Source organism: Chitinophaga cymbidii (assembly GCF_007992715.1).
GTDB classification, from domain to species: domain Bacteria; phylum Bacteroidota; class Bacteroidia; order Chitinophagales; family Chitinophagaceae; genus Chitinophaga; species Chitinophaga cymbidii.
Genome location: NZ_BKAU01000002.1, coordinates 943,168 through 964,255, shown reverse-complemented (window position 1 = coordinate 964,255; position 21,088 = coordinate 943,168). Strand labels below are relative to the sequence as shown.

12 protein-coding genes are annotated in these 21,088 nt (G+C 54.2%); 6 read left to right on the top strand and 6 right to left on the bottom strand.

Going from position 1 to position 21,088, the window contains the following annotated elements; genetic code table 11:
- Positions 1–4 precede the first annotated feature (4 nt).
- Both CCY01nite_RS15030 and CCY01nite_RS15025 read right to left on the bottom strand, forming a co-directional pair.
- Complete coding sequence (locus CCY01nite_RS15030) at positions 5–1,597, bottom strand: RagB/SusD family nutrient uptake outer membrane protein (protein WP_146863221.1); 1,593 nt, start codon at positions 1,595–1,597, stop codon at positions 5–7.
- Between the two features lie 12 nt (positions 1,598–1,609).
- Complete coding sequence (locus CCY01nite_RS15025; protein ID WP_222614389.1) at positions 1,610–4,570, bottom strand: SusC/RagA family TonB-linked outer membrane protein; 2,961 nt, start codon at positions 4,568–4,570, stop codon at positions 1,610–1,612.
- Between the two features lie 335 nt (positions 4,571–4,905).
- Here CCY01nite_RS15025 and CCY01nite_RS15020 point away from each other — a divergent pair, with 335 nt between their 5' ends.
- Together CCY01nite_RS15020 and CCY01nite_RS15015 are read left to right on the top strand one after the other, a co-directional pair.
- Entirely contained in the window at positions 4,906–8,049 is a 3,144-nt protein-coding gene (locus tag CCY01nite_RS15020; RefSeq protein ID WP_186831071.1) for a ligand-binding sensor domain-containing protein, read from the top strand.
- Positions 8,018–8,791 (top strand): response regulator transcription factor, encoded by a 774-nt coding sequence (locus CCY01nite_RS15015; RefSeq protein WP_146863212.1) that lies wholly within the window; start codon positions 8,018–8,020, stop codon positions 8,789–8,791. The genes CCY01nite_RS15020 and CCY01nite_RS15015 overlap by 32 nt, the downstream gene beginning before the upstream one ends.
- Here CCY01nite_RS15015 and CCY01nite_RS15010 read toward each other — a convergent pair.
- From CCY01nite_RS15010 to CCY01nite_RS26640, 3 genes are all read right to left on the bottom strand, one after another.
- Positions 8,785–10,284: a RagB/SusD family nutrient uptake outer membrane protein gene (locus CCY01nite_RS15010; protein ID WP_146863209.1), complete on the bottom strand. Its 1,500-nt coding sequence runs from the start codon at positions 10,282–10,284 to the stop codon at positions 8,785–8,787. The two genes, CCY01nite_RS15015 and CCY01nite_RS15010, sit on opposite strands and share 7 nt — an antisense overlap.
- A gap of 12 nt (positions 10,285–10,296) precedes the next feature.
- Complete coding sequence (locus CCY01nite_RS15005; RefSeq protein ID WP_146863206.1) at positions 10,297–13,329, bottom strand: SusC/RagA family TonB-linked outer membrane protein; 3,033 nt, start codon at positions 13,327–13,329, stop codon at positions 10,297–10,299.
- Between the two features lie 65 nt (positions 13,330–13,394).
- A complete protein-coding gene (locus CCY01nite_RS26640) occupies positions 13,395–13,559 on the bottom strand; it encodes a hypothetical protein (protein ID WP_186831070.1) in 165 nt (54 codons plus the stop codon).
- 179 nt (positions 13,560–13,738) lie between these two features.
- Here CCY01nite_RS26640 and CCY01nite_RS15000 point away from each other — a divergent pair, with 179 nt between their 5' ends.
- From CCY01nite_RS15000 to CCY01nite_RS14985, 4 genes are all read left to right on the top strand, one after another.
- Positions 13,739–14,668, top strand: coding sequence for an AraC family transcriptional regulator (locus CCY01nite_RS15000; RefSeq protein ID WP_146863203.1), 930 nt, complete (start codon positions 13,739–13,741; stop codon positions 14,666–14,668).
- Between the two features lie 60 nt (positions 14,669–14,728).
- The gene (locus tag CCY01nite_RS14995; RefSeq protein WP_146863200.1) at positions 14,729–15,475 is read left to right on the top strand and encodes a sulfite exporter TauE/SafE family protein; all 747 of its coding nucleotides are present in this window, start codon (positions 14,729–14,731) and stop codon (positions 15,473–15,475) included.
- A gap of 98 nt (positions 15,476–15,573) precedes the next feature.
- Positions 15,574–17,715, top strand: coding sequence for a GH92 family glycosyl hydrolase (locus tag CCY01nite_RS14990; RefSeq protein ID WP_146863197.1), 2,142 nt, complete (start codon positions 15,574–15,576; stop codon positions 17,713–17,715).
- A gap of 8 nt (positions 17,716–17,723) precedes the next feature.
- The gene (locus CCY01nite_RS14985; protein WP_146863194.1) at positions 17,724–18,656 is read left to right on the top strand and encodes a dihydrodipicolinate synthase family protein; all 933 of its coding nucleotides are present in this window, start codon (positions 17,724–17,726) and stop codon (positions 18,654–18,656) included.
- 61 nt (positions 18,657–18,717) lie between these two features.
- Here the strand turns inward: CCY01nite_RS14985 and CCY01nite_RS14980 are convergent, their stop codons facing one another.
- Complete coding sequence (locus CCY01nite_RS14980; protein ID WP_186831069.1) at positions 18,718–21,045, bottom strand: TonB-dependent receptor; 2,328 nt, start codon at positions 21,043–21,045, stop codon at positions 18,718–18,720.
- Positions 21,046–21,088: the final 43 nt, after the last annotated feature.

The following is a 21,088-nucleotide window of genomic DNA, read 5'->3' as shown; positions in this document are numbered from 1 at the left end:
TTCGCTATTGAAGTTTAGGATTTGAATTGACGGCTGACTGCGGGATCATGAACACCGTTCTGTCCGTGCCCTGCGGCTTGTGGGACAGCCAGCTTTTGGTGGTGAATACGCCGAAGCGGATGTTATCCCTGCGCCGCTGCGCTTCCCATGCGAATTCCCATCCCAGCTCGTCCATGAACCGGCCGTACTGCACGGCGCCGGTATGGCCGGGGTCCACGATGTTGTAGTTCTGCACGAAGCCGTACTGGTAGCCGCTGTTTTGCAGCAGCATGGCGCCCGTCACGGTAGCTTTGGCGGGGTCGGTGAAACTACGGTCACGCACCTCCGATACCAGCAGCGCGGCGCCGTCTTCATCGCCGCTGCGCAGCAGGCATTCCGCTTTCATCATCAGCACCTGCGCATACCGGAAGAAGGGGAAGTCGTTCCCCAGGTCAAAACGGGCGCCCACTCTTACATCGAATTTGTTCATGCGGTAGCCTTCCGCTTCGCCGGTAAACAGGCCGTCGGGCAGGTCTTTGGTGAATACCAGGTTCTGGCCGGCGTCGTCATAAGAGCCTTTCAGCGGCGTCACGCCGTCCAGCGCGAACTGCGGGCCCATCAGCCAGGTATCTTCCAGCCGTTTGTCCGCCGGATCATAAGTATCAATGAACTGTGAAACGCCCATCGCGGAGCCGGAGCCCCAGGGAGTGACCTGCATGTTGCGTTTGTCTTTCAGCGCGCCATGCCAGGAGAACATGTCTACGAAGAAACCGCCGCCCTGGTTCTCGTCAAAGGGAATGGCGAAAACGATCTCCGGGGAATTTTCATTCTGCGTTTTGAACACGTCGCGGAATACCGCTTCCAGGTCATATTTATCCGCAATGATGATGTCGTTGCATTCTTTCAGGCACTCCTGCCATTTTGCTTCGCCGGTGTACACCTGTGCGTTGAGGTAGATGTTGGCCAGCAGCGCTTTGGCGGCCCACTTGTTAAACCGTCCGTACATCGGCCTTCCCGCTTCTTCGTTGAGGGATGGGATGGCCGCTGTCAGCTCCGTCACAATGAAATCATATATCTGGCGGCGGCTGGCCTTTTCAGGAAGATCGGTAGCGGTAGTGGTCACCAGTGGCGCGTCACCAAAGTTATCGCAAATCAGCCAGTAAAAGAACGCTCTGGCGGTGCGCATTTCAGCGACCAGGGCTTCCTTGCTTACGCCGGAAGGTGCGGGCACCTTGTCGGTTTCCAGTTGCTCGATCACCCTGTTGGCGTTGATCACGCCGCGGTAAAAGGCGTTCCACATGTTCAGCAGCTGCGGGTTCTCCGAATTCCAGGTATGCAGGTGCATCCGTTTGTAGATGCCGCCGTCGTCCCAGCCGGAGGGGTTGGCGGGCATCACCAGTTCATCGGATGTGGTTTCCTGCACCATGTAAAAATTGGTATGACCGAAAAGGTTTCGCATGTTGGCATATACGATGCCCATGGCCTGGTAAGCGTCTTTATAATTATAGGTCTGCTCCGTTACGTCGGAGAACACGGTTTCGTCCAGGTCGTTATTGCAGGCGCTGAATACCGCGGGAGTGAGCAGCAGCGCCAGGGTATATCTGATGATGGATTTCATGGAAAAACTGTTTTAAAAGGTGAAGGAAGCGCCGAGGGTGTAAGTGGTGGTGGAAGGATAACGGTTCTTGTCGTCCAGCCCGGGCGTGAGGCCCACCACGCGCACTTCAGGGTCTATCCCTTTGTAGCCGGTGAAGGTGATCAGGTTGGAGCCGGAAGCGTACACTCTCAGGGCTTTTATCGCCATTTTCCCCAACGTGAAATTGTATCCGAGGGTAATGTTGTCGATCTTCCAGTAGTCGCCGTCCTCGATGTAGTAGCTGACGTAGTTGAGGGACTGGTCATCCGCCAGCGGCCGTTTGCCGTATACGTTATCATATGCGGTGGACAGCAGGTTCCCGCGGGTGAGCATCACCGGCGCATCGTAGAACATGCGGGCCGTGTTCAGAATCTGGAAGCCGAAAGCGCCGCGCATGGTGATGTTCAGATCGAAATTCTTATAGTTGAGGGTGTTGTTCCAGCTCAGGTAATGTTTGGGAAGCCCGTTGCCGATGATCTGCTTGTCGTCCGCCTGTTGATCGGCGATGGGTTTTGGATTCCCGTCTTTTCCTTCGATGATCCAGTGACCATCATCATCAATATCCACCGACCTGAATCCCCAGAAATTACCGATCGGCTGCCCGATCTGCACGCGGCTGATGGCCTGCTGGATGGGCTCCCCGGTAGTACCGGCGTCAAAGTAGCCACTCGCCAGCTGGAAGTTTTTGTCCGACAGCGAGAGCAGCTTGTTCTTGTTGGTGGAAAAGTTCAGCGAGGTGTTCCATTGAAAATCTTTCTGATCGATGGCCGCTACGTTCACCTGGAACTCAATGCCCTTGTTCTCCATGGAAGCCGCGTTCGCACGGATGGTGTTGTAGAGGTAGGGAGGCGTGGGCACGGTATAGTCCAGCAGCAGGTCCCTGGTCGTGCGTTTATAAAGATCAATGGAACCGGTGATGCGGTTGTCCAGGAAGCCGTAATCCAGCCCGATGTTCGTTTCTTCCTTCTTTTCCCAACGCAGGTCGGGATTCGCATTGGTAGAGGGATTAATGGTTTGTATCCATTGCCCGTCGATCAGCGTATAAGTATCGAAGTTCAGGCGGTTGAGCGACATGTAGGGATCGATCGGTTCGGTGCCGGTGATGCCGAAGCCGCCGCGCAGCTTCAGCGCGGAGACGAAGGTTGCATTTTCCATGAACGCTTCGTTCGCGATGTTCCAGCCGAGAGAGATCGCCGGGAAATTACCGTACTTGTTGTTGGCCCCGAACTTTGAAGATCCTTCCCTGCGGATGCTCGCCATCAGCAGGTACCTGTTCTTGTAGCTGTAGTTCAACCTGAAAAAGAAACCGATCAGCTTGTTCTCGCTCTGGTAGGAGTTCTGTGGCGCTTCGCCGCGTTTCAGCGCAAGGCCCGCGCCCATGTTGTTGTAGGAAAAATCATCCGTCGGGAAGTCCCAGTTCTGCATCCAGTAATCCTGGTAATTGGTCTGCCGCCAGCTGTATCCTCCGAGCACGGTGAAGTCGTGGTCACCGATCCGCTTGTCGTAATTGGCGGTCAGCTCCAGCAGGTTTTCTTCGGTGCGGGTGGTGCCGCGGGAGGCGTATCCGTTCCTGCCGTCGTGCAGCGTGGAGTAATGGCGTTTGGTTTCATAATATCCCCTGACGCTGTTGTACAGGTCACGGGAGCCGAGCAGCATGATGTCCAGATTCTTCACCGGCGTATAGGTGATGGTGCCGATGGTCCGCAGGTTGCTGTTCTGGTTCAGGCCCTGCGTTTCTTCCAGCAGCGATACCGGGTTGGCATAATCCGTTTTATCGGTATGCTCGGTCCAGTTGCCGTCCGCATCCCTGACAGGATCGGTGGGATTATAAGTGAGGCCGTTGCGGTACACATCGCCACGGTAGCTGCCGCCATCGGAACCGGAAAAGAACTGCTGCTGGTAACCGCCGAGGTTCGCGCTCAGCTTGAGCTTGCCGTCAAACATCTTATGATTGACCTCGATGCGGGGGTAGAGGATGTTGTTGTTGGATTTCCTGATCAGCCCTTCGGTTTTGCGGTAGTTGAGGTTCACGATGTAGCTCGTGTTCTGCGAACCGCCTTTCAGGCTGACGTTGTAGACCTGTGAAAATGGCCGCTGCGTTACTTCGTCCAGCCAGTTGGTGTTGGCGCCGTAGTCGTATGCGCCGGGCTTGCCCTGCGCTACCAGCTGGCGGTATTGACCGGCATCCATGAAGTCCAGCCGCCGGGTGATATGCTGCGTGGTGAAGTAAGTATTCACATCGATCGTTGGCGCGGATGCAACGCGGCCTTTTTTCGTGGTGATCAGGATCACGCCATTGGTGCCCCGCGTGCCGTAGATCGCCGCGGCGGAGCCGTCTTTCAGCACATCGATCGATTCAATATCTTCCGGCGCCACCGTGGTGAGCGTGCCGGGCACGCCATCGATCAGCACCAGCGGCGAAGTGCCGGAAAGTATCGTGGTGATGCCTCTCAGGTTGATCTGCGCCGTGCTGGTGGGGTTGGCGTCTGTAGTCACCACATTCAGCCCGGCCACCTTGCCGCGGATCAGTTGCGCCGCATCGGTAACGGCGCCTTTCACGAAGTTCTCCGACTTCACGCTGGCAATAGCAGTGGTCACCCGCTCGCGCTTTTGCGTGCCGTAACCTACCACCACAACGGCATTGAGGGATGTTTCCTGCGCGGTCATCGTTACGTTCACCGTGGTGCCGTTGCCGAGCGCCACCTCCTGCGAAGCATACCCTATGAAGCTGAAAACCAGTGTACCGGCATTTTCCGGCAGGCGGATGCTGTATTTACCGTCCGCGCCGGTGACGGTGGCGATCTGCCCGCCTTTCTGCCGCACGCCCACGCCGGGCAGCGGCGTACCGGATTCATCGGTGACAGTGCCGGAAATGGTTACGTCCCGGAAAATGATACGGCTTCCATGCCCTGAAGCGGGCGGAAAGATCCTGGTTGCGCCGGAAGTAAGCGGCATTGCCCCCGGCATTTTTGCGTAACTGTTGGAACATGGAACTGCCGCAATCAGCAATTGCAGCGCAACGCAGGTTGAGATAGGTAAGCGTTTTTTCATGATGAGGAATTTGTTTAATAATATTGGTCTGGCCGGTGACATATGTATGCAGGCATTGTAGTTAATTTCCGGGCGGATGGTTGACATATCCGCCGCATTCACATCAGCAGGTCAAAGTAAATCCAATAAAAAATCACCGGCTTAACCCTCCGTATCAAAATTCACCCAATTTGTATCACCGCTTTTTTACCGGGCCTTTTTGCGGGCGTTTTTTCTATTTTTGGAATAATCACATGGGGATGAAATATTGTTTGCAGCTGATTGCTTTGCTGGCCGCTTCCGGCATCGTATACGGCCAGCCGTTCTACTTCCGGCACTACCAGGTGGAAGACGGACTGGCCAACAACACCGTGTTCACTGTTTTCCAGGATACGCGGGGCTTCATGTGGTTCGGCACCAAAGAGGGCCTCAACCGGTTCGACGGCATCACGTTCAAAGCGTTCAATATGCCGCAGGACAACCGGCGCGAGGCCAGGGAATTTGTATACAGCATCGATGAAGGAATGAACGGCAGACTGTGGGTAGGCACGCGGAAAGGACTGTACCGGTTCGATCAGCAAAAGGAAACGCTTTCACTGCTCCGGCCAACGCGGAACACCGAGATACTGGAAGTGCTCTCCAACGGCGAGGGGAAGATATGGTTCACCTCAAACCTGCAACTGTATTGCTTTGACGAGCGAACACAGCGTACCCGGCTATACGATTTCAGGAACGGTAAACGGCGGATGATATCGGCCATCTGCATCGCACCGGATAATACGGTGTGGGCATGCTCCTCAGACGGCTGTCTGTTTAAATACAATGCCGCAAAAGACAACTTTGACACGGCATGCACACCTTCAGAAGCCGGCGATAACCTGAAGGAGATCAGCACCATATCCTGCAGCCCCGATGGAGGCATCCTGATCGGGACCATCCGCGGGCTCACGCATTTCGATCCCGTCAGTAAAACGTTCCGGCCGCTGCTCGGTCAACCGCTGGGGGACAAACCGGTCTACGTCCGCGATATTCTTTTCATCTCAGAGGATGAATACTGGATCGCTTCGGAATCGGGCATTTACAGCTGCAACCTGAAAAGCAACCACCCCATCCATCTCGTCAAAGAAGCATCCAACCCCTACTCCATTTCAGACAATGCGGTCTACAAGCTGTACAAGGATAACGAAGGCGGTATCTGGTGCGGAACGTACTTCGGCGGTATCAACTACTTCCACAACCGGCACAGCACCTTCAAAAAATATTTCCCCGGCAGCAGCGCCCGCAGCCTGAGCGGGAACGCCGTCCGCGAGCTGTGCGCAGATGGTGAAGGGCATTTGTGGATCGGCACCGAAGACGCGGGACTGAACAAGCTCGACCTGCTTTCGGGAAACATAACGCGGGTACAGATGCCCGCAACGAACATCCACGGCCTGCTGACCGACGGCGGCGAGCTTTGGGTGGGTACTTTCCAGCAGGGTCTGGACGTGCTGGATATCCGGACCGGCAAACGGCTGCGCCATTACAATGCCGATCCCGCGGGCAACGGGCTCAAGTCCAACTTCATCATCACCTTCTGTAAAACCAGGACCGGCGACATCCTGTTGGGCACCAGCTATGGCCTGTACCGCTACCTGCGGCAGACCGGGCGGTTTGCGCATGTACAGGAAGTGCCGGAACACAGCTATGTGCTGTCGGTTTTTGAGGAAGAAGACGGAACGGTATGGGTCGGCACCGTTGGCAACGGCCTGTATTATTTCAACACCACCACCGGCGAAAAAGGGAACTTCCGGAATGACCCGCGTAACAGCAGCAGCCTCAGTAGCAACAGCGTCTGCGGTATTTTCGGGGACAGCCGCCGGCAGCTCTGGATATCCACTGAAGGCGGCGGCGTATGCCTGCTTGCGAAAGGCGCCCGCAGCTTTACCCGGTTCAATACCGATTCCGGATTGCCGGGCAATATGGTGTACAAAGTGCTGGAAGATAAAAACAACAACATCTGGATCAGCACCTCGCGCGGACTGGCACAATACGATCCCGCGGCAAAGCGCTGGAAAATATTCACCAAAGCACACGGCCTGCTTACGGACCAGTTCAACTACAACTCCGGCTACCGCGATCCGGAAGGCCAGCTGTACTTCGGAAGCGTGAAGGGCCTGATCAGCTTCGATCCGCAAAGCATAGCGCCCGATGCTTCCGGCATGCCGGTGTACATCACCAGCTTCCAGGTCAACAACCAGGAGCTGCCCATCGGCAGCGCCGCGCTGCCACATTCCATCACCTGCACCGATACCATTACGCTGGCATATGACCAGTCATCCTTCACACTCGGCTTTGCCGCGTTAACCTATATCGCGCCGGAAATGACGCAATACGTTTACCGGCTGGACGGACTGGAAAAAAAGTGGACGCATCTTACCACCAACCGTAAAGTCTATTTTACAGACCTCTCGCCCGGCGAATATATTTTCAGGATCAGGCAGGCCGGCGACCGGCAACATGCGGAGAGCAGGCTGGTGATCATCATCGCCCCGCCCTTCTGGCAAAGCCCCGCCGCGTACTTCGTGTATGCGCTGCTGGTGGTATTGCTCGTGTATATGATCGTAAGAACGTATCACCGCCGGCAGAAAGAAAGGCACCGGCGAAAGCTCGCGCTGTTCGAACAGGAAAAAGAAAAAGAGATCTACCGCGCGAAGATCGAGTTCTTCACCAACGTAGCCCATGAGATCCGCACGCCGCTGACTTTGATCAAAGGGCCGCTGGAAATGGTGATGGACAACGTCGGGGAGCAACCGGGCATACAAAAGAACCTGAAAAACATCGAAAAAAATACCGAACGGCTCATCAGCCTCACCGATCAGCTGCTGGACTTCCGCAGCACGGAAAACAAAGGGTTTTCCCTCAGCTTCGTGCAGGCCAATATTCCGAAGCTCGCGAGAGAGTACTTCCTGACTTTCGCGCCCGCCGCGGAAAAGCAATCGCTGTCTTTCAGGATCGAGCTGCCGGAAAAGGGCTTTCAGGCATTCATTGACGTGGAGGCATTTTACAAGATCATGGGCAACCTGATCGGCAATGCGATCAAATATGCGTCGCGACAGGTGATGGTGCAGGTATTTCCTCCGGGGCCGGAAGACACGTTCAGCATTACGGTCAGCAACGATGGCGAGATCATTCCCTGGCAGTTCCGGGAAAAGATCTTCGAGCCGTTCTTCCGGCTTACAGCCACGGGGCAACCCGGTTCCGGCATCGGCCTGTCGCTCGCCCGCGCGCTTACCCAGCTGCATAACGGAACACTGGCGCTACAGCAGCCAAACGATATTTTCAACGTTTTTGTACTGACGCTGCCGGTACATCAGGCAATAGAATTTAAATTGTATGCAACCAACGCTCCTGATCGTAGACGATAATAAAGAGATACTGGAATTCGTGGAAGAAATTCTCGGCGAAGAATACCAGGTCATCAAAATGACCGATGCCACCGCGGCGCTGGAAACGCTGCGTACCAGCTCCGTTCAGCTGGTGATCAGCGATGTGATGATGCCGGTGATGGATGGTTTTGAATTTTGCAAAAGGATCAAGTCGGATATTGAATGCTGTCACATTCCGGTCATCCTGCTAACGGCGAAAAACACCATGATGTCCCGCATAGAGGGACTGGAGCTGGGCGCGGACGCCTACATCGAAAAACCATTCTCCCCCCGTCACCTCAAAGCGCAGATCGCCAACCTGATCGCCAACAGGAACATGATCAGGGAATACTTCGCGAAATCCCCGCTGGTGCACATGAAATCCATGGCCAGCGGCAAAGCGGACGAAGCATTCCTCGAACGGCTGAACGATGTGATCGTGCAGCATATGGACAAAACGGAACTCGACGGCGAATACCTCGCGGAATTGCTCAATCTCAGCCGCCCCACCCTCTACCGGAAAATAAAAGCGATCTCCAACCTCACGCTCAACGAGCTGATCAACCTGGCAAGACTGAAGAAAGCGGCGGAACTGCTGGCGGAAGGGCACTACCGCATCTTCGAGGTATCCAACATCACCGGCTTCAGTTCACCGAACCACTTCAACCGCATCTTCTATAAACAGTTCAGCATGTCCCCTTCCAGCTTCATCAAAAGCAAAAGAGGCGGCCCGGATCAATGATATCCCTGGTTCTGCGTCAGCTGGTCATTTACCAGCCGTTCCTGTGTGGGGATCGGGTACAGCGCTTCGAAAGATGAAAAAATATAATCGCTGTTGGAGTAAGGTATGCCTTGCCTGCCTACCGTCGGATCTGCTTTTTCCCTGGCGGCATAAGCGTTGAGGAACAGCGCCAGCTCTTCAGGTGTTTTGGTGCGTTTGAGATCGAACCAGCGATGGTTCTCGAATGCCAGCTCCACCCTTCTTTCTTTCAACACGGCAGCCCTGAAGGTTACCTGGTTCAGTCCGCTCAGCGGCAGCAAGCCCGCCCGCTCCCGTACTTCGTTCAGATAGCCGTAAGCGTTAGCCGGGCCTGATTGCTCGTTGATCGCTTCCGCGAGCATCAGCAGCACGTCCGCATATCTTAATACCGGCCAGTTATCATCGGTGCGGGTGTAAATGGTATGCGGATGATTGTACTTGTTGATATACGGCACCGGCACCCACGCTCCTGCTCCATTCGTATACCCTTCTTTCAGCGATACGTCCTTGCGTTTGTCGTTCGGCTCATAAGCGGCGATCATGTCTTTTGTAGGCGTGTTCCATCCGCCGGGCCGGCTTTGCGCGAAGCCGGTCACCGCGCCGGCGGAGAGCCTTGGCGCGAAGGTGTAGATAAAGCTGCTCCATTCGCCCAGGTCGTTGCCGCCCTGGTACTGCACCTCGAAGAGCGATTCCAGGCCGTTCTTTTTCTGCGGATCAAAAACATCCGCGTAAGACGGCAGCAGCGCGTAGCCCAGCGGTAATATCTGCTGCAGGGTGGTGACCGCCTCCGGATAATTTTTCCGGGTGAGATACACCTTGCCCAGCAGGCCCAGCGCGGCCCCTTTGGTGGCGCGGCCCGTGCCGGCGGCGTCGTACTTTTCCGGCAGCGAAGCCGCCGCGGCCTTCAGGTCGCTTTCGATCTGCGCATAGACTTTTTCCTGCGGCTCGCGCAGGTATTCCCATGCTTCTGACAGTTGTTTGATGGGCTTGGTAATGAGGATCACATCCCCGAAATATTGCGTCAGGTTAAAGTAATAGTACGCACGCAGAAATTGCAGCTGGCCCTGGTATTCCTGTTTCACGGAATCCGGGATGGAAGCCGGCTCCATTCTTTCGAGCGTGGTATTGATGTTGTAGAGCGCGTTGTAATACGCGGTATACATGTCCCGGATATTGACGCTGCCCGCTGTCACCGTATAAAATTCAAATGCTTCTATTTTATCCGCCTGCCCCCTGTCATCCGGATTAAAATCAATGGTGGTGTTGTCCGTAGGCAGTTCGTTGAACATCCACTGGTTGTTCATAATACCCTGCAACTGCCCATAGACGCCGTTCAGCGCCTGCTCCGCCTCTTTCTGGTCTTTATAAAAATTATCCGCATTCACTTTTGTAGGGTCCGTTTTATCGAGGTACTTGTTACAGGAGAGCAGCCAGCAACACGTTATCAAGCCTGTTATGATGATGATCGGTTTCATATCCATGCAGTTTTAAAAAGAAAGATTTGCGCCAATAGAAAATGTTCTGGGTACCGGGTAAGCCTCATCGTCCAGACCCGGATTGGTGCCGCCGTTATTGTCCACATCCGGGTTGTTGCCGGGATAGTTTGTGATGAGGAAAAGGTTATCCGTGCTCAGGTACAGCCGTACCTGGCTGAAACCAAGGGTTGATTTGGGAATCGTGTAGCCGAGGCTCACGTTCTTTATCCACATGTGACTGGCATCGTAGATGTAGCGCGAATTGCTTTCCCTTGACCACTTCCAGGTATTGGTAGTGCCGATCTTTCCCGCGCCGGGGTTCGATTCGGACCGCCACCGTTCCTTGCTTTCCACACCTACGTTGAATACGCCGTCCAGGTTCATGGTAGAGGATTCTATCTGCCGGAACAGGTCGTATTTCTGCGCGCCCAGCAACAGTACGCTCAGGTCAAAATTCTTATAGTCGGCGCCCAGCGTCAGTCCCCAGTTGAACTTGGGATAAGGGTTCCCTATTTCCACCATGTCCGTCTGATCATAAGACACCACGCCATCGCCATTGACATCCTCGTATTTGTATACGCCGGGAATGGCGCCGTCCTGCGTGGGCGATGCATCGATCTCCGCCTGGTTCTGGAAGATGCCGAGCACTTTGTAGCCGTAGATCATTCCAATGGGGCGGCCGGGTTTGGAAACGTTGTAATCGCCGTACATCGTGCCGTTCCATATTTCGTCGTTTGCACCCTGGATCTCCAGCACCTTGTTGCGGTTGAAGGAAATATTGAAGTTGCCGTTGAAGCCCACTTCACCGATCCGCGTGCGGTAGTCGATTCCCAGCTCCACACCGCGGTTCCGCACCTTCCCTACATTGGACCAGGTGGTGGTAAAACCGGCGATGGCGGGCAGCTGAATGGGCAGCAGCATATCGCTGGTGATCCTGTTATAATATTCGGCGGTGAAGTTCAGCTTGCCGTCAAAGGCGGATAAATCCAGCCCCACGTCCAATTGCTTCGACCGCTCCCACCGCAATTCCGGGTTGGCAAATGCGCTGATCACCTTTCCACCCACGAAGTTGTTGTTCAGAATATAATTGTTCAGCGCCATCAGCGGCAGGCTGGTGTAGTTGCCGATGTCATTGTTGCCCGTTACGCCCCAGCTGGCGCGCAGCTTGAGGTCGTTCAGCCAGGGCATCTCCGGCATGAAAGGCTCGTCTGAAAGACGCCATCCTACGGACACGGCGGGGAAGCTGCCATACCTGTTGGCGGAGCCGAAGCGGGAGCTGCCTTCCCGCCTGAAGGTGGCGGAGAACAGGTACCTGTCCCGGAAGGAATAGTTCAGCCGCCCGAAGAAAGCGATCATGCTCCAGCTGTATTCCGTGGTGCTGACGGTCTTCAGGGTGGCGTTGCTCAGGTAGGGCGTGAGGTCGTCAGGGAACTGGCTGCCGCCGCCGTCGATGCCTTTTACCGTTTCTTCCTGCGCCGTAAAGCCGGCCAGCACATCCACATGATGTTGCCCGAAATTATTGTCGTACGTCAGCAGCTGATCGGAGGCGAGATTGATCGTGCGGTAGGAATTATCCGCTTCGGAAGCATCCCTCGGCGGCGGCGCATTGATGCCCGCAATGGTGGACGGCACGAACTGTTTGTAGGAATCATATTTGAGCCTTGCGTTCAGCGCTGTTTTAAATTTGAAGTGCCGCAAAAAAGAAAATTCCACGAAACCGCTGGACAGAATATCGCCGCTTTCATCGCCGCGTTCTACTTCGTTGAGGAACTGTACCGGGTTGAAAAATCCGAAAACACCGTCGTGCCCGCCGATGTAGCTGTTATAGGAGCCGTCTTCATTATACACCGGTTCGCGCGGGTCCAGCAGCAGGGCAGCGCCTACCAGGTTGTCCCGGCCTTCGGTGATGTATGCATTTTCTTTTGAGTAGGAAATGTTCGTGTTCAGCCCCATGTTGATGAAGCTGTTAATTTTCCCGCCGATGTTGGCGCGGACGGAATAGTTTTTAAATGACGTGTTGATGAGCGCGCCCTCCTGGCTGATATACCCCAGCGACACGAGGGAGCGGATATCGCCTTTGCCGCCGGAGAAGGTAACGTTGTAATCCTGGAAGGAGGCGTTTTGCTGGAGGATCTCTTCGTACCAGTTGGTGGAATACTTTGTTTGTTCCGGGTAGCGGAAATCCAGCGGCACTTCATCCAGCGAGGGTTCGCGGTGTTCAAAATAGCGGATCTTGTCCATGAAGATGTCCTTTTTGAACTGTGCGAAATCCGGTCCGTTCAGCACTTTTGTTTTCCTGGATTCGGGAATGTTCTGAATGCCGTAGTTGGCGGATATCATCATGCTGTTCTTGCCTTCCTGGGCGTTCTTTGTAGTGATGAGCACCACGCCGTTTGATCCTCTTGCGCCGTAGATGGCGGTAGAAACAGCGTCTTTCAGGATGGTCACGGTAGCGATGTCGTTCGGGTTGAGGTTTTGCCCTACGGAGGTGCCTACCGGGAAGCCGTCGATGATATACAGCGGTCTGCTGCCCGCGCCCAGCGAGCCGAGGCCCCGCACGACCACGGAGAATTCCCGGCCGGGGGCGCCGGAGTTCTGCTTCACGGTGACGCCGGGCGCCTGTCCCTGCAGCAGGCGGCTGACATTGGCCGCGGGCACATCCCGCAGTTTCGAAACGTCGATGGTGGAGATGGCCGCGGTCACATCGCGCTTCCGCTGGGAGCCATAGCCCAGCACCACCACTTCGTTGAGGCCCTGGTTGCTGAGCGACAGCTGCACATTGATGAGGGGCGAAGTGCCCACCGTCACTTTCTCCGTTTCAAAACCGATGAACTGAAAGACGAGCGTATCGCCGGCCTTTGCCTGGATCGCATACTGGCCGTTCGCCATGGTGGTGGTGCCGGTGCGGGTGCCGCTGACCAGCACGGTAACGCCGGGCACGGGGGCTTTATCCGGACCGGTCACCGTGCCTTTTACGGAAACCTGTTGCGAGAATACATGCGTTCCCGTTAGCATCAAAATGAACAATAGGTAATAATAGCGCATAAGATGATCACTTTTAACGTTCTTTAAATTTTACCACTGCCACGGGGAAAGGTTCGAGGCGGAGGCTATTGCCGTTCGCGCAATTCCCTTCCCTGGTTGTAAGTCCAGCATACCTCCTCCACCACCTGCAAGGCAGGCGTGGTTTTGGAAACAACCGTAGTGTCATTCCAGTGGATAGTAACAGCAGGGTCCTGCGCACGAAGCGAACAGCTGAAGAAACAGGACAGCATGCAGATCAGCAGTAGAAGCCCCGGACGTGGAAACAGGATGGCGTTTTCATGTCAGTAATACTACTCACAGCAGGGATATTTTTATTCCAAAATCTGATTCATTAACTTCAATTTTTGACTTATTTTTGGATAGTATAGCCCGGGATCAGGATATTCAATAAATCGAGAAACTCTCCCGTATGAAAAACACGCTTTTCGCCAATGTAAAGTATCCTGCCTTCAGTGAAGAAGATGAAAACTGGGGATTGACCGTCGCCTCCGTGGGCTACCAGTGTATCGCGCCCTTTTCGGCGTACCCGCCTAAAGGACATCCTTCTCCTTACTGGTTCAATCCATCTACCGGCAGAACATTGCAGGAATACCAGCTGATCTACATCACCAAGGGGAAGGGATATTTCAGCTCCGCGCATCTCGGCCAGCGCATGCCGCTGGAAGCCGGGGAACTGCTCATGCTTTTTCCGAATGAATGGCATACCTATTACCCGGAAAGGAAGGACGGCTGGAGCACTTACTGGGTGGGATTTAAAGGGGGCTTTGCGGACAACCTCGTGAACCGCAATTTCTTTCAGAAAACGCATCCGATCTATCACATCGGCTTTAACGAACTGATCGTTGATCTATTTAATGATATCATCGAGATCACCAAACAGGAAAAAACCGGGTTTCAGCAGATCACTTCCGGGATGACCATGCATCTGCTGGGATTGTTGTATTACATCATCCGCAACAACCAGTTCGAGCATAACAACGTGATCCATAAAATTGAACAGGCGCGTTTGCTGATGCGCGAGCACCCCGGCGGTGATATCAGCCTGGAAGAAATTGCGTCGTCATTGAACATGAGCTATTCCTGGTTCCGCAAAATGTTCCGGCAATACACCGGCCTCTCGCCCACGCAGTACCAGTTGCAGATAAAGCTGCGGAAAGCCAAGGCATTGCTGCTCGGCTCTTCCATGACCATCAAGGAAATTGCGTTCCTGCTGAATTTTGAATCCGCCAATTACTTCACACTTTTTTTCAAGCAGAAAACGGGGATCACGCCCGGCACTTTCAGGACCACCTGCCGCGGGAAGCTGGACGGTCCGCTGGAATTTCCGCTGTCATACTAACCCGGATACGAAGTAAAAATTTGCAGCAAAACCCTGGCATATTTTATACTTTTGCCCGGCATGTTTTCAACCATCGTATCCATCATACTCATCAGCTTTCTGGCCACACTGGTCCGTTCCACTTTCGGGTTCGGGGAATCGCTGATCGCGGTCCCGCTCATGGTGCTCTTTATCCCGCTGGACGTAGCCGTTCCGTTATCCGTGCTGATGTCCATTTTTGTTGCATTGGTAGTGGTGATACAGGACCATAAGGAAATTCATTTCAGCAGCGCGCGCTGGCTGATCCTGTTCGCGCTTTTGGGCATTCCTGTCGGATTGCTGATCCTCACCTGCGGAAACGAATACTGGGTAAAAATTGTACTCGGCATATTGATTGTATTATACAGCGGCTATTCCCTGCTGGCGAAGAACGCTCCCCTGCTGGAACAGGACAGCCGCGGCTGGCTTTTCGTCTGCGGATTTTTGTCCGGCGTGCTTGGCGGGGCTTATGGCCTCAACGGGCCGCCGCTGATCGTGTATGGCAATATGCGGAGATGGAGCGCGAAACATTTCCGCGCCACGCTGCAGGCTTACTTTTTACCCGCCAGCTTTATCGGCGTGGTCGGTTATGCCGTACAGGGATTATTGGGGTGGACCGTGATAAAATACTTTCTGTTCTGCCTGCCTGCTATGATACCCGCCATCTTCCTCGGCCGGTATTTTAACCACCAGCTGCATGGGCGGCCGTTCTTCCGGTATGTTTACGGAGGGCTGATCGTCATTGGGCTGCTGCTGATCGTTTTCACCGTATCCGGTTTGAAAAGCTGATTTCTCACCACTGATCAATAATTCAGTATTTTATTCCACAGGATAAGTTATATTGACATCTGTTTTCAATATTAGTTAATCGATTTAGCACCACACGAATGATGCATGTTAGATGCCTGCCAGGTTTTGTCCTGCTACTGCTGCTCACTGTCACGGGCAAAAGCCAGTCCACTTACACAAAGTATGTGAACACCTTCATCGGCACCGCGCCGCTGACCGATCCGAAAATACTCGGCTATGAGCTGCCCGAAGGATGGCGGTCATGGGCGGGGCTTACCTTTCCCGGCAGCTCGCTGCCAAACGCCATGGTGCAGCTGAGCCCTATGACGGAGTATGGCTCCGGCGCGGGTTATGAGTATGAGGATTCCGTTATTTATGGCTTCACGCATACCAACAAGGGCCACTGGAACCTTTGCAACATTCCCATATTGCCGCTTTCCAATCCCGGTGAAACTTACGGATCAAGATTCTCGCACAAAAGAGAAAGCGCTTCACCCGGCTTCTACCAGGTATACCTCGATGATTACAAGGTGAACGTAAGCCTCACCTCTACCCTGCGCTGCGGGTTTCACCGGTACGAATACACGAACAACACCGGCAGGCAGATACTCTTCGATCTGGCAAGGGCCAATAACCGGGTGTCTGACTGGAACATTGAACAAGTGGGCAGCAACGTGCTGCAAGGCTATCAGCGCACCGGCGAACGCATCTATTTCTACGCGGTGCTGAATACGGATATCGAAAAGCTGGAAAAGAAAGAAGAGGGCAAACGCAGCGGCAACGCCATCGTTCATCTCAAGAATGGCGCGGGACCGGTTGAGCTGAAAATAGGCATATCGTTCGTCAGCATGGAAAATGCAAAGCAGAACCTTGAGCAGGAGATCGGGAAGCAATCTTTCTCCGATATCCGTAAAGCAGCAAACCGCACCTGGGAAAAACTCCTCTCCAACATACAGGTAAAAGGCGGAACGGACAAACAAAAGGAAATGCTGTATTCCTGCCTCTACCGTTCCTTCCTCTGGCCGGCCCTGCGCAGCGATGTGAACGGCGAATACAGGGATGCCAAACGCAACGTGGTAAAAGCGGACTTTAATTATTACACCGAACCTTCCCTGTGGGACACCTACCGGAACAAGGACGTACTGCTGGGCCTGATCTCGCCGAAGGTGACGCTCGATGTGATCAAATCCATGAAAGACGTGGGCGATAAAAGGGGTTTCATTCCAACTTTCTTTCATGGCGACCATGGCGCTTCGTCCATTGCCGGCGCTTACCTGAGAGGAATTGATGATTTTGATATAAAAGGCACGTATGAAATATTGCTGAAGAATGCGAACGTAGAAGGCGGCGCGCGCCCGCATATCCGCGAATACATCGAAAAAGGATACATTTCCGATCCTGATATTCCCAATCCACATGTAGAAACAAAAGCAAAAGCCGGTGTTTCAAAAACGCTGGAATATGCGTATGACGATTATTCGGTGGCGCAGATAGCAAAAAAAATCGGTGATACGGCCAACTACCGCATCATGATGGCCCGTTCAAAGAACTACAAAAATGTTTTTGATCCGTCTACACGGTTCATGAGAGGCAGGCTGGAGAATGGCGACTGGATAACACCCTTCAATCCCCAATACCCTTACTACGAATACATGTACCGGGAAGCCAATGCCTGGCAGGTATCGTTTTTCGCGCCGCATGACATGCCGGGGCTGATAGCGCTGTATGGCGGGAAAGAAGGATTTGAATCAAAGCTGGATTCTCTTTTCACGGTGCCCTGGAACCCGAAGCACATTGCCCGGAACGTGGAAACGATGATCGGCCAGTACTGCCACGGCAACCAGCCGGACCATGAAGCGCCTTTTGCTTATTATTTCATCGGCAAGCCGGAAAAATCCCAAAAAATGATCGACACGATCCTGAACAGCCTGTACGGCATCGGTGATGAAGGGCTGGCGCTCTGCGGCATGGATGATGCGGGGGAAATGTCCGCCTGGTATGTGTTCAGCGCATTGGGACTGTACACTTTCTCCGCAACAGATCCGGAATATCTCGTGACTGTTCCGTTATTTGATGAAGTAAAATGGAAAACTTCCACCGGCAAAACGCTCACACTGGTGAAAACCGGCAAAAGCAGGCACCTGCATACGATAAAAGTAAACGGTAAAAAACAGGATGGATATTTTGTGCCGCATGACCTGTTCAGGAACGGTGGCAAAATAGAGATCGGAACGAAATAAAAGCTAGTATGATTCCCTTACAACACCACGAGATCCGGGGAAACTGGGCTACGCTGCTGCTGCCGGTGAACGCGGACGAAAGCATTGGCTACGACCGCCTGGCCCACGAAATAGACCAGCTCATCGCCATGAAAGTGGACGGCATTTATTCCAATGGAACGGCGGGCGAATTTTATAACCAGACGGAAGCGGAGTTTGATGCGGTGAGCAGCCTGCTGGCGGAAAAATGCAACAGCGCCGGTATGCCCTTCCAGCTCGGCTGCAGCCACATGAGCCCGCAAATATCGCTGGAGCGGCTGAAGCGGGCGGTATTACTGCAACCATCCGCTATACAGGTGATCCTGCCGGACTGGTTCCCGCCGGGCATGGACGAAATCATCGCATTCCTGCACAAGATGCAGGATGCCGCCGGCGATATCCGGCTTATTTTATATAATCCTCCACATTCCAAAAAAAGATTGAGCCCGGCGGATTTCAAAACCATCCGCGAAGCGGGCATTGCACTGGCCGGTTGCAAGCTGCCAGGCGGAGATGCGGCTTGGTACCGGGAAATACTTGGACTGAACCCGGAGCTGTCCGTTTTCATCCCCGGCCATCACCTCGCCACCGGCGTACGCGCGGGTGCGCACGGCGCTTACTCCAATGTTGCATGCCTGCATCCACAGGTGGCGCAGCAATGGTACAACAGCATGCAAAACGATATGGAAGCGGCGCTGGAACTGGAATCCCGCATCCAGCGGTTCATGAATGAGCAGATCGTTCCTTACATCACGCAGCGCGGATATTCCAACCAGGCCGTAGATAAATTCCTGGCTGCCATCGGTGGCTGGGCGGATGTGGGTACGCGGTTGAGATGGCCTTATAAATGGATTGCGGAAGATGAGGTGAGTGGCGTGAGGAAGATATGCAGGGATATGCTGCCGGAGTTTTTTGCAGGATAGATCAGGCTGTAAACTAAAAGGGGCTGCATCGGTTTTTTATTGATGCAGCCCCTTTTATATGTTAGAATTTGAAGCTCACAGAACCTACCACTCTTCGCGGCATCTGCGGCGTACCATAGAAATTAAAGTAGCGCTCGTTACCGATGTTGTCCACGCTGATCGCCAGCCGGTATTTCGGCTTGTTGTAAAACAGGTTCGCGTTAAATACCGTAAAGCCGGGCATGATCAGATCGTTATCGTCCGTCGCGAAATATTCATCGCTGTGCACCGCTCCGGCTCCTATGCCGAGGCCCTGATGCAGCGTATAGCTTACCCAGAGATTGCCGGTATGCTCCGGTGTGGCGAAAGGACGTTTGCCTTCCTTGCCGGCAGCATCTTTTGTGAATTTGCTGTCGTTATACCCATAACCGGCCACGATCTGCAACCCGTCCACCGGGCTTGCCATGATGTCCACATCCACGCCCGCGCTCTTCTGCGTGCCGTCCTGCACGGAAATGTTGGGGTTGGCGGGACTGGGCCGCACTTTGTCCTGCACCTCTATATTATAATAGCTGATGGTGGAAGACAGCTTTCCGTTTGCCAGGTCGATCTTTACGCCGCCTTCCATCTGACTGGCCCTTTCCGGTTTGAAGGTATTGCCGGCCATGTCCGGCGCAATATACCTGATGCCCTGCATGTAGTTGGCGAAGACGGTCATCTTGTCTTTCAGCACCTGGTAGGTGATGCCCAGCTTGGGCGCGAATGCGCCGGCATCGGGACCTACAGGCTTCTCCGTGGCGTTGCGGTAGTGGTAGCCGCCATCATCATAATGATCGTAACGCAGGCTCAATAACACGTTCAGGCGGTCGGTGAAGCTGATCACATCGGAAACATATGCGGCATAGGTGCGTTGCCTGAAATCCGCTTCGTAATATGCATCGCTGTAAGCCTGCGAAGCGCGCACCGGTTTTACGGGGAATATCCTGAAATCGGTGGTGTAGTTGATGGTATCTACCGGCCCGATCCAGTAACCTGTGGCGAGGGTTTTGATGTGCTGGTAATCCACGCCCGCCAGCACCCTGTTACGTACGTTGCCGATATTGAATTCACCGGTGACGTTGGGTTGTATTTCGATGCTGTTGTAGTCCCAGTAGAAATCATAGATGTCGCGCATGAGGGAATCCGGGGCGCCGAGGGTCAGGCCGATGGTGCCGCCGTTGTAATGGAAATCAGCATAGGCGATGTTGGCGCTGAGCTTCCAGGTGCCGCCGAGCTTATGGTTCAGCTGTACGAAGAAATTATTGGTAAGGCTCGGCGGATAGTCCGCGCGGTTGGTGCCGTAAGTTTTGAAATAATCCAGCGGTACTTCGTCGTAACGCTTGTATCCCGCGGCGGCGGCGCTGTATACGGGATAAGACGTGAGGGCCGGGCGGTTCACGCTGTTCAGCTCGGCGTCCACCAGTATTTCAAAGCGTTCATTGACCTGCAGGGAGAGGCTGGGCGCCAGCATGTAGGAACGGGCATATCCGTTGTCTTGGAAGCTGCCCTGCCAGCCTGCCGCGGCGTTGACGCGCAGCAGCGCGGTATGATCCTCATTCAGCGGCGTGTTGAGGTCAGCCGTCAGGCGGCTGAAGCTGTAGGAACCGATGCTGAGCCCTACTTCGCCGGCGCGGCGCTGGAAGGGTTTCTTGGTCACTTTGTTGATCAGCCCGCCGTAAGCAACGCCCTGTGAGCCGTACAAAGTGCCTGCGGGGCCTTTGATGGCCTCGAGGCGTTCGATGTTCTGGGGATCGCCCGCCACAAGGTTTATAAAATAAATACCGTTCCGGATATAAGGAAGCGCGGAAAACCCGCGCATCATCACTTCTGAAGTGCCCTGATAGTTTTCAGTGCTCAGCGCGATGCCGGGAATGGAGCGCACCGCGGTCTGGTAGTCCTGCACATTCTTCTCCAGCAGCAGCTCCTTCGTGGCTACGCTGTAGGATTGCGGGTTGTTCAGGTTCTCCAGCTCCATGCGCGCTACCTGGTCCGATTTTTTGTCGGTAAGCCTGTTCCGTCTATCCATTACCGTTACTTCCTTCAGCTGTGTCTGCGATATCTGCAACTGTATGGCCACATCGGTGGTGCGGCCTTCTTCCACGGTCACTTCGCGGATCACGGTTTCGTAGCCTACGAGGGAAATACGCACCCTGCGGGGGCCGGACGGCACATTCTTTATCAGGAAAGCTCCTTTATCATTGGAGATCGCAATCTTGCGGAAGCCTTCCACCTCCACCGTCACGGCCGATGCCGGCTGCCCGTCTGAAGTGGTGATCCGCCCCGCGATGTTCCCCGTGCCGCCGGGATCGTCGGATGCCGATGCCGGCAAACAAATGTAACAGAGCAGGGAAACGAGTAAGATTAAATTCATTTTCATCAGCGATAAATTTTTGGTCTGGCGGGCACAAAATTTT

What these genes read in the sequence shown, in the direction of transcription:
- CCY01nite_RS15000 (WP_146863203.1), top strand. Translation starts at nt 13,739, where the DNA reads ATGAAAAACACGCTTTTCGCCAATGTAAAGTATCCTGCCTTCAGTGAA.
- CCY01nite_RS15005 (WP_146863206.1), bottom strand. Translation starts at nt 13,329, where the DNA reads ATGCGCTATTATTACCTATTGTTCATTTTGATGCTAACGGGAACGCAT.
- CCY01nite_RS14980 (WP_186831069.1), bottom strand. Translation starts at nt 21,045, where the DNA reads ATGAATTTAATCTTACTCGTTTCCCTGCTCTGTTACATTTGTTTGCCG.
- CCY01nite_RS15010 (WP_146863209.1), bottom strand. Translation starts at nt 10,284, where the DNA reads ATGAAACCGATCATCATCATAACAGGCTTGATAACGTGTTGCTGGCTG.
- CCY01nite_RS14990 (WP_146863197.1), top strand. Translation starts at nt 15,574, where the DNA reads ATGATGCATGTTAGATGCCTGCCAGGTTTTGTCCTGCTACTGCTGCTC.
- CCY01nite_RS15025 (WP_222614389.1), bottom strand. Translation starts at nt 4,570, where the DNA reads ATGCCGCTTACTTCCGGCGCAACCAGGATCTTTCCGCCCGCTTCAGGG.
- CCY01nite_RS14995 (WP_146863200.1), top strand. Translation starts at nt 14,729, where the DNA reads ATGTTTTCAACCATCGTATCCATCATACTCATCAGCTTTCTGGCCACA.
- CCY01nite_RS15020 (WP_186831071.1), top strand. Translation starts at nt 4,906, where the DNA reads ATGAAATATTGTTTGCAGCTGATTGCTTTGCTGGCCGCTTCCGGCATC.
- CCY01nite_RS15030 (WP_146863221.1), bottom strand. Translation starts at nt 1,597, where the DNA reads ATGAAATCCATCATCAGATATACCCTGGCGCTGCTGCTCACTCCCGCG.
- CCY01nite_RS26640 (WP_186831070.1), bottom strand. Translation starts at nt 13,559, where the DNA reads ATGCTGTCCTGTTTCTTCAGCTGTTCGCTTCGTGCGCAGGACCCTGCT.
- CCY01nite_RS14985 (WP_146863194.1), top strand. Translation starts at nt 17,724, where the DNA reads ATGATTCCCTTACAACACCACGAGATCCGGGGAAACTGGGCTACGCTG.
- CCY01nite_RS15015 (WP_146863212.1), top strand. Translation starts at nt 8,018, where the DNA reads ATGCAACCAACGCTCCTGATCGTAGACGATAATAAAGAGATACTGGAA.